This is a genomic window from Hymenobacter ruricola, from assembly GCF_015694525.1.
GTDB classification, from domain to species: Bacteria; Bacteroidota; Bacteroidia; order Cytophagales; family Hymenobacteraceae; genus Hymenobacter; species Hymenobacter ruricola.
This window is the reverse complement of sequence record NZ_JADQDM010000014.1, coordinates 60,416-73,503: the sequence shown is the minus strand read 5'-3', so window position 1 is coordinate 73,503 and position 13,088 is coordinate 60,416. Positions and strand designations below refer to the sequence as shown.

12 protein-coding genes are annotated in these 13,088 nt (G+C 53.4%); 2 read left to right on the top strand and 10 right to left on the bottom strand.

Annotation, left to right across the window (positions count from 1 at the left end; all coding sequences use genetic code 11):
• Nucleotides 1–28 precede the first annotated feature (28 nt).
• The 6 genes from I2H31_RS19870 to I2H31_RS19845 all read right to left on the bottom strand — a co-directional run bounded on the left by I2H31_RS19870 (nt 29) and on the right by I2H31_RS19845 (nt 7,916).
• Complete coding sequence (locus I2H31_RS19870; RefSeq protein ID WP_196294811.1) at nt 29–1,936, bottom strand: hypothetical protein; 1,908 nt, start codon at nt 1,934–1,936, stop codon at nt 29–31.
• On the bottom strand, nt 1,936–2,502 hold the full coding sequence (locus I2H31_RS19865) for a hypothetical protein (protein ID WP_196294810.1): 567 nt from the start codon (nt 2,500–2,502) through the stop codon (nt 1,936–1,938). Before I2H31_RS19865 ends, I2H31_RS19870 begins: the two co-directional genes overlap by 1 nt.
• A gap of 3 nt (nt 2,503–2,505) precedes the next feature.
• Complete coding sequence (locus I2H31_RS19860) at nt 2,506–3,663, bottom strand: dsDNA nuclease domain-containing protein (protein WP_196294809.1); 1,158 nt, start codon at nt 3,661–3,663, stop codon at nt 2,506–2,508.
• Between the two features lie 216 nt (nt 3,664–3,879).
• Nucleotides 3,880–5,982: an AAA family ATPase gene (locus I2H31_RS19855; protein WP_196294808.1), complete on the bottom strand. Its 2,103-nt coding sequence runs from the start codon at nt 5,980–5,982 to the stop codon at nt 3,880–3,882.
• Between the two features lie 96 nt (nt 5,983–6,078).
• Nucleotides 6,079–7,437 carry a Y-family DNA polymerase gene (locus tag I2H31_RS19850; protein WP_196294807.1) on the bottom strand — a complete coding sequence of 453 codons (1,359 nt, stop codon included), beginning with the start codon at nt 7,435–7,437 and terminating at the stop codon, nt 6,079–6,081.
• A 2-nt stretch (nt 7,438–7,439) separates the two neighbouring features.
• Nucleotides 7,440–7,916, bottom strand: a complete 477-nt coding sequence (locus I2H31_RS19845) for a LexA family protein (RefSeq protein WP_196294806.1) — start codon at nt 7,914–7,916, stop codon at nt 7,440–7,442.
• A 237-nt stretch (nt 7,917–8,153) separates the two neighbouring features.
• Here I2H31_RS19845 and I2H31_RS19840 point away from each other — a divergent pair, with 237 nt between their 5' ends.
• Together I2H31_RS19840 and I2H31_RS19835 are read left to right on the top strand one after the other, a co-directional pair.
• Entirely contained in the window at nt 8,154–9,287 is a 1,134-nt protein-coding gene (locus tag I2H31_RS19840) for an ATP-binding protein (RefSeq protein ID WP_196294805.1), read from the top strand.
• Between the two features lie 413 nt (nt 9,288–9,700).
• A complete protein-coding gene (locus tag I2H31_RS19835) occupies nt 9,701–10,738 on the top strand; it encodes a hypothetical protein (protein WP_196294804.1) in 1,038 nt (345 codons plus the stop codon).
• On the opposite strand, the gene I2H31_RS19830 is transcribed toward I2H31_RS19835, so the two are convergent.
• The 4 genes from I2H31_RS19830 to I2H31_RS19815 are packed head-to-tail and all read right to left on the bottom strand — an operon-like array spanning nt 10,735 to nt 12,902.
• On the bottom strand, nt 10,735–11,100 hold the full coding sequence (locus I2H31_RS19830) for a hypothetical protein (RefSeq protein ID WP_196294803.1): 366 nt from the start codon (nt 11,098–11,100) through the stop codon (nt 10,735–10,737). The two genes, I2H31_RS19835 and I2H31_RS19830, sit on opposite strands and share 4 nt — an antisense overlap.
• Entirely contained in the window at nt 11,097–11,468 is a 372-nt protein-coding gene (locus I2H31_RS19825) for a hypothetical protein (protein ID WP_196294802.1), read from the bottom strand. The genes I2H31_RS19830 and I2H31_RS19825 overlap by 4 nt, the downstream gene beginning before the upstream one ends.
• Nucleotides 11,469–11,506: 38 nt before the next feature.
• Nucleotides 11,507–12,541: a site-specific integrase gene (locus I2H31_RS19820; protein ID WP_196294801.1), complete on the bottom strand. Its 1,035-nt coding sequence runs from the start codon at nt 12,539–12,541 to the stop codon at nt 11,507–11,509.
• Nucleotides 12,534–12,902: an XRE family transcriptional regulator gene (locus tag I2H31_RS19815; RefSeq protein WP_196294800.1), complete on the bottom strand. Its 369-nt coding sequence runs from the start codon at nt 12,900–12,902 to the stop codon at nt 12,534–12,536. The genes I2H31_RS19820 and I2H31_RS19815 overlap by 8 nt, the downstream gene beginning before the upstream one ends.
• Nucleotides 12,903–13,088 lie beyond the last annotated feature (186 nt).

Sequence of the window (13,088 nt, the reverse complement as noted above, 5' to 3'; positions counted from 1 at the left end):
CCATTGAAAGGAAGTCGACCTCTAAAACTCAACGCTGCTTATTGAATTTATAAACCGTAGCTCCCTGAATATTTTCAAAGGAACGGCCAGCAATGATAACTTGTAGTTCTGCTTCCGTGCCGTTGCATAAGTCGATGAAAGGCTGTACTAAATAGTTTTCAGCTTCGTCTAAGGATGCACCATCAGCAAGAGCAGCTGGAAAATCAATGATTAAGAAGCCAGGGTACTTGTATTGTTCATTAAGCGAAAGGCGCAATAATCCATAGTGATAGGCAAGCAAGAAGTAAGCACGTAGGGTAGCACCAATAGACGACCATTTTGTGCGACCAATATTAAAATTAAATCCGCGCTCATTGATGGTTAAGTCAATTCGACCTTGCAGTGGCCATCGGTCAGGCTTATTCTTCGCAATTTCATTGATATAGTGCATCATACCTGCTGTTAAATCATCAGCAGGCTGTTGGAAGTCGACTGGAGCTTGTTGAGCTTCATTCTTTTCCAATACCTGAATTTGCTTGGTCACCACCTCGATATCACGTACCAATTGGTTACGTACTTCCAAGCTCCGAGCAATGCGGCGATAATTCTCAATTTGCTCTGCAATACGACCGCGCTCAGCATCAATCCGACTTAGGCGAGGGTCAACAAGTGCTGTAACTTGCTCTCGTAAAGGAGTTAGGTCCCGGTCTACACGAGCTGCTTGTTCCACCAGTCTAGCTTCTGTATTTCGGATGGCCGTTAACTCGGTAGCCATCTTAGCGATGATTTCCAGTAGTTCCCTGCGTTCATCTCCTAACTGTTTCAATTCATAATCTAACCGGTTGGATACTTCCTCAATAGGGAGGGGCCGGTGACATAAAAAACAGTTGTCGGGGTCAGACTCATCGTCAATAACAGGCTGGTCGCAGGCGGGGCAGTGAGTCACTTTTAGGTCGGCAAATACACTGCCGGCGGTTTGCAAGCGGTTTAATCGGTCTAGTTCCAGGTCGACGTTGGCTAGAATACCTTCAAACTTCTGCAATCGTGTTGTGTGGCGCTCCCGGTCTTCCGCAGTCCGTTCTTGGTCGGCAACGAGTGACGCTTTTAGCTGCGATAAATTGACTTCGACTGAATTACCAATATCAGTACGTTGAAGAGCTGTGCTTACCCCACCCGAAATGACATCGTTACGCAACTTTAATAAAGTGGCGTTTTTAGCTTGTAGCTCCTGAATACGGGCTTGGGCTGTGATATCATTGGAGTAAACAATGTCGCTCCCTCCTTCGTGATTAAATCCTCGCACAATACGGTCAAGCACAGATTCGAACTGCTTTTTCTCTGCCTGTAAAGCAAGCAAAGCCTTACGGCGTTCCATAATCTGCTCAGTGATAGGTGAGAAGATGGCATCTGTCAAGCTCAGCATCTGGGCTAGCACTGCATGTTGTTCCACAGGAGGCTGGCGTTCAGCAATATCGTTCCAGAATCGCTCCTGCAAGTACATATGCCGAAGCATCATCCGGAAGCTTATCTCCACCAATTTAGAGTCAGCGTAGGGATTGCCCTTGACAAACCGGTGTAACGGAATGCCGAGCTTCTCCATCATGAAATGCGAGAATTCCTCTGGCCCGAGCGCTGCTCCATCGACAATAGTTTTGGTTTTTAGGCCGGGCTCTTTCCAGTGTCGTTCCAGCAGGAATTCTTCATCCCCAATTCGCACTACTGCCCGAAGCGCCACATAGGAATCAGTTAAAAGCATTCCGTTGACATCTTCAACACCAAATGCCTCCTCCACGCCGCTACGGTCACCCAGTAGATAGTCCAGCATCGACAGCCACACCGTTTTACCGCTATTAGTAGGCCCCACGAGCAGATTAACCCCCGGCTCAAATTCGAGGGTTTCTTCTGCTCCATCAGCCTTTATACGGGTAATGTGCTGGATGAAAAGTAGCCGGGCCATTAGATGATGTCGTTAAGTTTTTTATTGGCTACTTCTTGCTCAAATAGTTTGTAAATCAACTCTTTTAGTTGATTCCCTTTTAATGGGCTCATTACCTCTTTTACTTTAGCCATTTTAGCTACCAAGGATTCGAAACCCGTACCTTCACTTAACTGCCGAGCAATGCGAGTGCCTAACTCGGTCAGTGTAAAATTGTAGGCACTGCCTTTCTTAGTAACAGTTAACAGCCCTTTGGCTTCCAAATAGGGAATAACTTGGTAGTAGCGTTTATCCCAAGGGCCGTAGTGAAAGCGAATCATCTTGGAGTCGGAGTTATTGTTTTCTGTTGCCACGGTATTATGCCCCAATGCTTGGGCGGCTCGCTGAAAGAACGCAGGATAACGAACAAAAAAATCAAGCTTTGCCAGCTTAGTCAATCCTTCGATTTTCTGGGTGGAGGTAGCGCGGTCTTTGCTGCCACACAGTAACACAAGCAGCAGCAGACGCGAAGCGTGGGACTCAATAAAATCATCCGAGGTTAGGGTTAATCCCTTGGAGATTCTGCCGGCAGTTTTCAGCGATTCCATGAGCTACGCGGGATTAATAAATTGTACGAAGCACCGGTCCGTTGCTTGATACATATACCCCACAGCCAAAAACCCGGGAATAGGCTTATCCCCAATTGCACCATTATGTAGCATCTCTCCTTGCAAGATGGCCTTGGCCGTCTGCGCGCACAAGTCATGGAATTCTCTTGGGCTCAAGGTAGAGCCGGGGGCATACTTTTCGCTTCGTAGGGCAAGCAGAGCATCCAGGATTTCGCCCTCCAACAACCGTAAGGTTCTGGGTTCGCAAAAATCATTGGAAAGGCATTCGCCTAAGTATTTCAGTTTCAGTTCCTGCGCTGCGGCGATAGTTTCTGCTGCAAAGCCTGCAGCACGCAGCTTGGTGCTGAGCGAATTTGTATCGGCTAGCCCTTGGTTGAATTTGTATACGCGCTCTGCCAGCCAGTCAGTTAATTCTTGGCGCTCTAGCTTAAAATTGGTCCTTTCCCGATAAGGCTCCCGATAAGAGCAGAGTTCTACCTTACTCAGCAACTGGAGGTACAGCTCATCGCGATGTTCGATTTCCAAGCGCAGCCCTTTTACTTGCAAAACCCTATTCAATTGCTGGATATTCAGAGCCCATAAGGCTTCAATACTGTCAGGGCATTTCTCCCACCAGCAGTTTTCGGCCCAGTAGGTGATATCCTCTCCTTTGGGACTAAGTGGTGGGCTGCCATTAAAGCGCCGACTAATACTAGCAATGAGAGCCTGAATTTGCGAATGCTGGGTGGCGCGTTCAGGCGAACCCAGAGGTAGCTTAATGGGTTTCAGCGTGTCGTTGACATCGTAGGAAGTAGCAATGCGGAACCTAGCTATTTCCTGGTGACGGCTCTGCGCCAAAGATTTTTCGCATAGCGAAGTGCCTGCATTACCGCCATCCCGGTGCGTGATTTTCTCTACCGTCCACCGAGATGGTAATTCCATATGCTTCACTTGCACGAACTCGCATACCGCTTCTGGAGTACCAGTGTTCCAGAGCAACGTAATGTCATCGTGGCTTTCCATCCACACTTGATGCAGGCTGGTATCCAGCAACATTTCAAGGCAAAACCGAGCCCCTAAATGGTTCTGATAGATAAAGCCGCGTTGTGCGTTTCGACCGCTTTGGTCGGATAAAGGCTGGTCAAATATCGACTCGGGCATTAAGCACAAAAGTTATAACGGCCCATGCTGAATGCCAGTCTGGAAATTTGCTTGTAAATAAAGCCAGTTTTTCTCAGACGCCTTCATTAGAAAGCAACTGCTATACCTCCCGCAATACGTTCAAAAAGTCGTCTAGCTTATAGGCCCCGTCCACCACGCGGCGCTCGTACACCATAAAGTAGCGGAAGGCGTTGCCAGCTTTCTGCGCCCAGGTGGCTATTGAAACTTCTGAAATAGAGCAGTCCAGGCGGCAACCACTTCGTCGGTCAAGTCGCGACGGCCACGCTGAAGTAGTCGGGCTTTTGTTAGTTTAGCCAGCTCTACCTTCCAGCCCCCAGGCAATATTACCTGATGTTTCGCAGCGAACTGTTGTATCTGGTTGATGATAGGCAGCTTAGGGTCATACACGTCTTCAAAAGCTTCATCGTCTACCGCACGAAACAGCTTATTGATGCCAAATGCCAGCAGCTCAATCGGGAACAGGTCCTCAATCTCCGCCTGGGCCATGCCGTTGAATTCTTGCACCTGTAGTACCCGGTCGTCACTGCCCTTGTACAGGTCACTCAACAGCTTGGTTCGCATATCCAGGCCAGACTTATCAGAGTCAAGCAGGATAAATGGCAGCTGGTTTTCCTTGGTCGAAAGAATAGACGCCAAGCTCTGCATACCACGAACCCCACCCGAGGGCACAAATACGATTTCCTGATGAGGTGCAATAAGCTTTTCCCCAATGAGAAAGAGCTTCACTGCGCTCAGATAATATTGGTCGGAAGTGCCTTCCACAATGACGGACAAGCAACCCTGGAGAAATACTTCCGAAATGCTCAGATTGAGCGCCGCATGTACGGCATACACCGAGCGCCCTTGCCGCACCTGCTCGGCTTGCGGAGCCTTCAAATCACTCGATGTAACCGTGAAGCCATTGTCGTCGACGAATACCACTTTTGCCCGGTCAATGTGATTCGTATCAATCAAAAAAGGCGAGTGGGTGGTATTGATAATCTGGTTGGTGGTGGCCAAATGCTCAAAAAACTTGCTAAGGTCTTTCTGAGCAATTGGGTGCAAGGACAAGCCCGCTTCGTCAAGCAGCAGAATGGCCCCTTCGTGTGCGTCACGGCTTTCGACTAGGAACACCAGGTAGAAGCTCAAAAACCACTGCAAGCCTGTGCTGCGGTTTTCCAGTTCAATTTCATCTGGGCGCATATTGTCTGATACCCAGATGCGGAAGTGGCTGCCATCGGCGGCAAAACGGAAAGTATAGTCGCCTTGCTTCCACCACTCCCGGAATTTGCGCGTCAGCAGCGACGAAGCTGATTGCAGCAGCACGTCGCGCTCCTTCTTCTGCTCGGCTACTTCCTGTATCTGTTTTTCTGTTATCTCCGAGTATTGTTCGGGTTTTGCCTCATTGCCCAAGGTCAATATCTCCTTCGGGTCGAGCCCCACAAAGTCAAATAGCACCCGTAGGGTTCGGGTTTTAGCCTCGGTAGTGCCACTCAAGTCAGTGCGACTGAGGTTTTTGATTACGTGCGGTAGGTAGATTTCCGAATCGAGGTTGCCGTAGTTGGAGTAGTACACGAACGAAGGCAGCTTCGCAACAATGAGCTTGCGAACTTCTTCCAGGTTGTGCGGGGCCGGCTTATTCAGCGCGGTTTTTAACCCTTCCAGTTTCTGTTTCGCCTGCAGCATCAGCGGCGCAATAGTGGAGCCTTTTAGCGCGCTGCTAGTCACCCCAGAAAAGAGCTGAATTACTTCATTCAGCGTTTTTTCATAGATGCGGCCAGTTGCGCTTAGCCCTGCTTCTAGTAGCGCTTTGGCTTCCGCCAGCGTTGCTGCCGATTTGTCTTTAATGCCTGCTTCGCCTTTGCCCACTTCAGTAGCAGCAGCCAACTGCTCAAGGGATGCTGCCAGAATACCACTGGCTAGCTCAGCGGGGATGCCACTGGCTGTAGTTGCGTCTGGAAAGCGCACAAACCGCGTGCCGCTGAAGTCACGCGAGACTTCTACGAATCTGACATTTGCAGGAATAGCGTTGGAAAGCTTCACTACCTGCGCCACCACTTCGGGTGCCAGCTCAAATTGGGTTTCGATAAAGACCGGCTTCTCTTCCGCATCTCGCCACTCGGCATAATGCCGCCTTGGCATGTCCTGCAGAGGATTTATAGCCCCGCCCTGTGCTGGCTTGAGCTTCCACAAAGCCAGCAGCAGGTTGGATTTTCCTGCCTCGTTAACTCCGATTAGCGTAGTAACATCATCGCAATCAATCCATCCGCTATCCATAACAGAACGGAAGTTGGTAACCCGGTATCGAATGAGTTTCATGCTACGTTATAAGGGAGAAAGGCTGATAAGGCGCGAGCCACATCGTAATCAAAATTAAGCTAAAGAATTTGGCTTGCTAAGGCTGGATATTAATTGCTACTGAACGATTAATAAATCCTCCAACCGCGTAGTAAAAGCCGGGGAGCGCCACTGCGCTTTACCCTCCCAGGGAGCGGCGTGGGCTTTCCCGACTACCCCACCACGCCCTGGGGCTGGCACTGCGGCAGCCAGGCGTACAGTTCCCTTCCCAAAGCGGGAATTCAGCGCATCCAGACTGGCCATCAAAGCCGGTCGGCCGGTTGCTGCAGTTTTTTCCTCCCTTTTGTTTTCGGGTTCAGGAGGCGTGGGAGCGAATAAAGTAAGCTGTTGGCCTACTCCGGGTGGCTCTAGGCCATCAAGCACCACGCCGGCCTTATGGTAAACTGTGCCTGGCTCCCAAAGTCGATTAAGCAACGCGCGGGCATAGCTCAGCAGCACCGTAGTATCGGCAGTTGGCCCGATGGGCAATGTTAGCGTGGCTGACCGCGAAAAGGGCGGCTGCACGTTGGTAGCAAAGCGGTTTTTGCTGATGTAAACGGTCAGCACATGGGCCGTGTCACCTTGTGCCCGCAGCTTTTCGGCCGCCCGGGAGAGAAAGGCTGATACCGCCCCTAATACATCCGAGAAAGCGCTGAGCGGCCGGCCGAAGGTACGCGAGCAACTGAGGCTTTGCCGGCTGAGGGTGCCATCTTCCGAAGGGTGCAGCCCCGCGCAGGGACGGCCTTGCAGCTCCTGCACCAGGCGCGCCCCCACCACCCCGCCCAGGTGCTTGCGCGCCCAGGCATCCGGTACGCGGGCCAGGTCGGCGGCCGTGCCAACGCCGGCCGCGGCGAGCTTGGCGGCGTACTGCCGGCCGATGCCCCACACGTCGCCCACCTCCACTTGCGTCAGGGCCCAAGCTCTGCGCTCGGCGTTGTCGAGGTAGAGCACCCCGACGAGGTCCGGGTTCTTCTTGGCAATGCGGTTGGCGAGCTTGGCTAAGGTTTTGGTAGGGGCCACGCCCACGCAGGTAGGAATGCCCGTTCGGGACTTGACGCCCGCCCGAATCTTCCGGGCGAAGGTATCCAGACTGCCGTGGTATTTTTCCAGCCCCGCCAAGTCCAGGAACGCCTCGTCGATAGAATACACTTCCACGGCCGGTGCCGTCTGGCCCAGATACCACATCACCCGTCGACTCATGTCCCCGTAGAGGGCATAATTGCTCGAAAAGACGGCCACATCATGCTGGTGCAGCAGTTCCTTTACCTGAAAATACGGGTCGCCCATTCTCAAACCCAGCGCCTTGGCTTCGGCCGAGCGGCTGATGATATTGCCGTCGTTGTTCGAAAGCACCACTACGGGCCGGCCTTCGTAGCGCGGCTGGAAGACTCGTTCGCAGCTGACGTAGAAATTGTTGCAATCCAGTAGACCGTACATATTTATTCGCGGGTATGAAGTAAGGCGTGCAGCTTGCCGGGTATCAACTCGTGCACGACGTGGGTCACAACTCCCCAGATTCGCAGCCCATCCGGGTCGGTAATCTCGTAGGGGCTATAAGCAGGGTTTTCGGGCATCAGCCACCAGGTTTGGCCCTTGCGCACCAGCCGCTTGACGGTTACTTCGCCCTCGACCACCGCGACCACCACGTGGTTATGGTCCGCTTCCAGGTGCTTGTCCACGGCTAGCAAGTCGCCGGCGTGAATTTCCGCGCCCGCCATGCTCTCGCCCGATACCCGCACTAGGTACGTGGCATCCGGGTGCCGCAACAGTAGCCGATTCAAGTCGAATAAGCCCTCGACTTCAGCGTGGTCGTTCGCTGGGGAAGGAAAACCAGCCGGCACCAGGCAACTGAAATAAGGTAGCAGGAATGGAACTGAAGTAGGCGCTGGGACTCGTATTAATTCTATTTCGCGCATAGCTCAACATGATAAGTGGAGCGCAAAGTAACGTGTGCCAATTTAATTAGTAGAACAGTAACTAATAAAATTGGCAATAGGTTACACTTGCGCAGTATTCACCGTTGACCTTGTGCCCTGAATCAAGCCGACCTTTTGCGGAGCTACGCACTGCTAATGGCTATCCTTGACAGGGCAAGCAAGTTGCTACCTTGCGGAAGGTTTACTCTCCTAGTTAATGCTCATTAAGCCTCACGTATGCTGGAATCCGTTGTTAGAAAGCTGATTGCCTCAAAGCGCGAAGGGGAACACTGGGATTTCAAGGTCAAGCACCACGACAACAACGCCGACCTGTTGCATGACCTGCTCTGCCTAGCTAACTCCCTGTATCAGGGTAAGCGGTACCTGATTTTTGGCGTCGAGGACCCAGCTAAGGGCGCAAACGTCGTAGGTCTTTCTTCAGTGGAATCTGGTCGAAAGAGCCAGGCTAATTATATCGACTTTATCCGAAACCAGCATTTTGCCGGCAGTATCCGACCAGAAGTTGAGTTGGAAACGCTGGTGCTGGACGGCAAGGAAATAGACGTGCTGGTGATTTTCGACAATCCCTACAAGCCCTACTGGCTGACGCAGGATTATCAGGATAGGGGCCGGAAGGTAATGGCTCACCACGTCTACACGCGGGTAGGAGATACCAATACGCCGCTGAACTCATCAGCCGACTTATTGCGCATCGAAAAAATGTGGCGGCAGCGGCTCGGGCTGGATATGTTGCCGGTTGAGCGCATGAAGCACTTGCTGGGCCAGCCCGAAGAGTGGTTCAAAGACCTGGGCAACAAACGATACGCCTACCACCAGAACTTTCCCGATTATCGGATTAAGTTTTCCGCACCAGAGCCTTTCTGGGAACCCTACAGCTACTTTTTTACCAATAAGAATTCCTTTCTGGGCACCGCTACTTTCAAGCTTAACTCAACTACACTGTTTGAGTTGGACTATGTTTACCTCGATGAAATGCGGCTCATGCTGCCAGCGCCGGACGTCGATTACGTAGAGTTGCCAGACCGGGAACTGCGTTACTACTTCTATGACATGAGCACGGCCGAGGGCCGGTTCTTGATTTTCCTGACCGAAGGACGCGGCAGAATGGAGTCGAGAGGGAGCACCTCGCCATTTTTGATTTTCAAGCATGAGAATGAACGACAGGCATTCAATGAATTCCTGGTAGCCAATGCAGCACGCTTTGAGGAGGCCCAAGCTAGCTACGCGGCCCGGCATGCAACGGAGCTTATGCGGAAAGAGGGCAACGCCGCTGCCATAAGTCCTCTGGATATTGGCAAAGTAGTTGTCCTCTACGAGGCCTGGCGACAAGGCCCTGTGCGGGATTTGTAAGCGTCAGCTGCCGCTTCCCCCTAGTCAGGGCGGGGGAGGTCATCGATTACTTCCTATAAGCGCAGCGGCCACAGGGGCGGCGGCCCAGTTTCAGAGCAGCAGCCTTGGTGAGTGGTTTTACTGTTCGCGTACACCAGGCCAAACCCTCGCAGCGCGGTGAAATGTGATAGGCGTAGGAAGCAGACCCTTCACATACATACACTGGCGCGGGCCGGGGTGAGGACGAAAGAAGCAACAGTAGCGCGGGTAAGTATGAAAGCATCGTGTGTCAGAGTGAAGCTCTAAAGTAATCGGACGTGACTACTCATGACTTTGCAATTGCTTATTTACAATCATAAAATCACAATTGCGTTTTTGCAATTGCAAATAAAATTCGTATCTTAGGTGTGCCAATTAGCCATAAAACCCATTCCATGAGCCAGCAAAGCATCAAACTAGACCGAGCTACCACCTGGGACGCCCTTTGCTTTCCAGTCGAGGCCTTACCATTGGAAAGCATTCTGCCAGTTGGCTACCGCATTGTGCCCAACGACCGCAAGCAGGCCATTATGGGGGAGCTGCCGGATGGGACGAAAAACATATTCGCCATGCAAAGCGGTGAATACAGTTTGATTAAAAACGAAGTGTTGCGCGAGGCGGCGGAACTATACCTACCGGAGCACACGATTGATGCCAGCTTCACGCCCCAGGGCGAGTTTTCTATCAACCTGATATTACCGGACGAAATCAATATCTCGTCGGGCCCAGCGAATGCTAAAGTGAAGGACCGGCTGTATAAGTCGATGATTATTAATAACTCGTATTCAGGAAAAACTCCTTTTTCCCTGCAAGGCACGGCATTGAAGGAGCACTTAGAAACCACCACCACGTCGAAAATGCGGGTGAGTTACTACCGCAAGGTGTGCACCAACGGGCTGATGGGTTGGGCCGATGACTACATGAGCTTAGACCAGTACCTGACTTGGCTGCTGAACGGCAAGCCGAAAAAGTACAAGGATGCCTTGAAAATCAAAGATGCCGAGTTGGTCGAGCAAACCGAGCGCAAGGAGCACCGGGAGTTGGAGGTGCTGGTGGAGAAGAAGTTTCACCACAAAGGCCTCAACCTGGACGTGTTCAAAAAGCAACTAGCCATCATCTTCACGGCCTTCCAGCGCCAGGCCCATTCCCTGAGCCCCACCATCAGTGTCTACAAGGAATTGGCCAAGCAGCCCACGCCCGAAGATTTGGCCAGTGTCATTGCCGAAAGTGGCGTCCCGAAGATGTTGGCGCGTAATGCGATGGACCGCCTGGCAGAAGAAGTAAAACTGCTGGAAACGCCGGCCAATCTGTGGCTGGCCTACAACGCAGTGAACTATGCGCTGTTTAACAGCCGTAGCTCACTTTCTATCAATGACCGGTTTCGGCTGGACGAGGCCGCTTTTCACCAGCTGGCCACGTTGGCGGTGAGCTAGCCCACGGGGGGCATACGCATGGCCGCGTGGTCGTAATGAAGGGTAGCCCACCCATTGGGATTGGGGCTGCCTTTCGTGCGTTGGTGCAGAATGTCCCAGATTTCAGCGTAAGGAATACTAACGCGCGTCCAGTGAGCGAGGCGGCGGCCATCGAGTAGCACATCAAGCTGCAGCGCATCCGGGCCTAGCTCAAAGTTTCGCGACGTTTCCTCGTTGAGCCACATGACGGCCAGCCACCACCGTTCCTGGTCGCCATCGACGTGGTCGTAGTAGTTGGCTTTTACGAAGTAGTGGTTGGTGGCATCGGGCAAGCCGGCGGCCACCGCTTGCAGCGCCGCAGCGAGGGGAGCAGGGCAATTCACGATTCCGGGATTAAGCTTTGTTGGTAGGCCCAGTCTGCGGGCGACAGGATGGCCTGCATGAAGGCGGAATAGCCTTGGTCGCGCCGTTCAAGCGCGTGCCGGCGTAGCGCCAGACTGCTTTTGCTTTGCTCGAAGCCTTCCTGCTCGACCACGCGGCGCATATTGGCGGGCAAGCCTTCGAGCCAGTCCAAGTAGTCGGCTTCGGTGATTTCGCCCACGGCCTGCTGCTGATAGCGGTAGCTGGCATTGCCCAGCCGGAACAAGCGGGCGTGCTCGGCCCGCTGCTCTTCGGGGAGCGCAGCTAAAAATTCCAGTTGCGACTGGTGATACTTATCAAGCGGGTGCCGAGGCTGGAGCAGGTGTTCCATCCTGTAAAAGTGCGAAACAACCTCGATTGAACTGGGGGCTATAGCCCCAGAGAGCGGCCCGCATTATACTTGATAATGTCATCGAGCCGGGTGTAGCGGCTAATCATAGCGTCCGTTTTCTGCTTGGTCTGGTTCTTAATAAAGTCGTTGCTCTGGCCAGCTAGCTTGGAAGTCGTAATAAACGATACCCGTAGCGAGTGAGCCGAATACTTCGCGCCCAAGTGCTCTTTCACCAGCAGGTTGACGCGCCGGTCAGCCAAGCGCTTGTCTGTGGGCTTGCCTGGCTCGCCCGGCCGGCTTCGTTTGAGTGACACAAACAGCGGGCCCTCAGTGCGGCCCCCGAGTTGAGCTATCCAAGCATTATAGGCCCCGATTGGGCAATACGCTGGATTCTCACCGTAGAAAATGATTTTCTGCTCGACTTCACCTGCCTGGTTGGCTTTGCTTTTGGGCAGGGTAATTACCAAGACCTCGTCGGTCGCGTCATGCACCATTTCCAGGTGCTCCAGATTAATGTCTACCAGCTCCGAGCGGCGGAAGGCGCCCGCGAATCCGAGCAGCAGCAGCGCCCGCGCCCGCAGCCCGTCCGGCCGCGATAGGTTCAGCCGGTCGATAGTGCGTTTGAGGTGCGGCACGGAGAAAGCCGGAGCCTGCTTCTGCTTTTTGCCAATTTCCCGCGCCACGCCCTTGCGCAGCACGTCGAGCGCCGGCGCATTGATAGCCGAGGGCAGCCCGAGCAACTGGTGGTTCTTCTCGATGGCCGCCAGGTGCCGGTTGATAGTGGCCAGCTTGCGGCCCACGTCGGCCAGGTGCGCCACGTAGCTGGCCAGTGTTTCCAGGGCGGCGGGCCAGGGCGCGAACTGGTGCAATTCACAATAAGCCTCGTAGGAGCGCAAATCGGCCGAGTACGCTAGGCGCGTATTGTCCGAGCCTTCGAGGCCACGTAGCAGATACCGTTCGACATTGGGGGCCACGCGGCTCGCCAGGTCGGCGGCCAGGGCCAGCGCCGGCCGGTCAGCAGCTACTACGGTCAGGCCTTTTTCTCCCTTTGGTTCTTGCTGCTGCTTACTCATGGGTGGCCAGGTGCGTATAAGTGGCTTCAACCATAATGGCAAGAACGTTGGCCATCGCCGGCTCCAAGCGGCGGTCGGAGCGCAGCAGCCGGGCTACCGTCGCCGCCGTGGTTTCGGCAGGTGCCGCCACCGGCGCGGCGGCGCAGTACAGTAGCCGGGCCGGCGACACGTCGAGCCAGTTGCAAAAGTGCAGGAATACCGGCAGGTCGGGCACGCGCTGTTGCTCGACCCGAAGTAGCGTACCCACGCTGACCTGGCCGATGGTCTGGGTGATTTCCTCGGCTGCCTCGCGCAAGGTCTGGGTAGCGCGCTTCGTGCGAACCAGCGAGGCCAGCAAAGCAGTGTCGACTTGGTACAGCATATTTTGCAATTGCAAAAAGGTAGTTGTGGGATGTGGTAAAGATACAGAGAGTTTAGGGCCGATAAGTAAGTCTTATGGTTCCTAAACTCTGAAACGGGGAGAAGACGGACGTGATTGGAGCCGCCCGAAAAACCAGGCGGTGCGCGCCCCGAAATCTTCTCATTATTTTTACTATCCGCATTCCCA

What these genes read in the sequence shown, in the direction of transcription:
- I2H31_RS19850 (WP_196294807.1), bottom strand. Translation starts at nt 7,437, where the DNA reads ATGTACGGTCTACTGGATTGCAACAATTTCTACGTCAGCTGCGAACGA.
- I2H31_RS19815 (WP_196294800.1), bottom strand. Translation starts at nt 12,902, where the DNA reads ATGCTGTACCAAGTCGACACTGCTTTGCTGGCCTCGCTGGTTCGCACG.
- I2H31_RS19860 (WP_196294809.1), bottom strand. Translation starts at nt 3,663, where the DNA reads ATGCCCGAGTCGATATTTGACCAGCCTTTATCCGACCAAAGCGGTCGA.
- I2H31_RS19870 (WP_196294811.1), bottom strand. Translation starts at nt 1,936, where the DNA reads ATGGCCCGGCTACTTTTCATCCAGCACATTACCCGTATAAAGGCTGAT.
- I2H31_RS19835 (WP_196294804.1), top strand. Translation starts at nt 9,701, where the DNA reads ATGAGCCAGCAAAGCATCAAACTAGACCGAGCTACCACCTGGGACGCC.
- I2H31_RS19865 (WP_196294810.1), bottom strand. Translation starts at nt 2,502, where the DNA reads ATGGAATCGCTGAAAACTGCCGGCAGAATCTCCAAGGGATTAACCCTA.
- I2H31_RS19840 (WP_196294805.1), top strand. Translation starts at nt 8,154, where the DNA reads ATGCTGGAATCCGTTGTTAGAAAGCTGATTGCCTCAAAGCGCGAAGGG.
- I2H31_RS19845 (WP_196294806.1), bottom strand. Translation starts at nt 7,916, where the DNA reads ATGCGCGAAATAGAATTAATACGAGTCCCAGCGCCTACTTCAGTTCCA.
- I2H31_RS19825 (WP_196294802.1), bottom strand. Translation starts at nt 11,468, where the DNA reads ATGGAACACCTGCTCCAGCCTCGGCACCCGCTTGATAAGTATCACCAG.
- I2H31_RS19820 (WP_196294801.1), bottom strand. Translation starts at nt 12,541, where the DNA reads ATGAGTAAGCAGCAGCAAGAACCAAAGGGAGAAAAAGGCCTGACCGTA.
- I2H31_RS19855 (WP_196294808.1), bottom strand. Translation starts at nt 5,982, where the DNA reads ATGAAACTCATTCGATACCGGGTTACCAACTTCCGTTCTGTTATGGAT.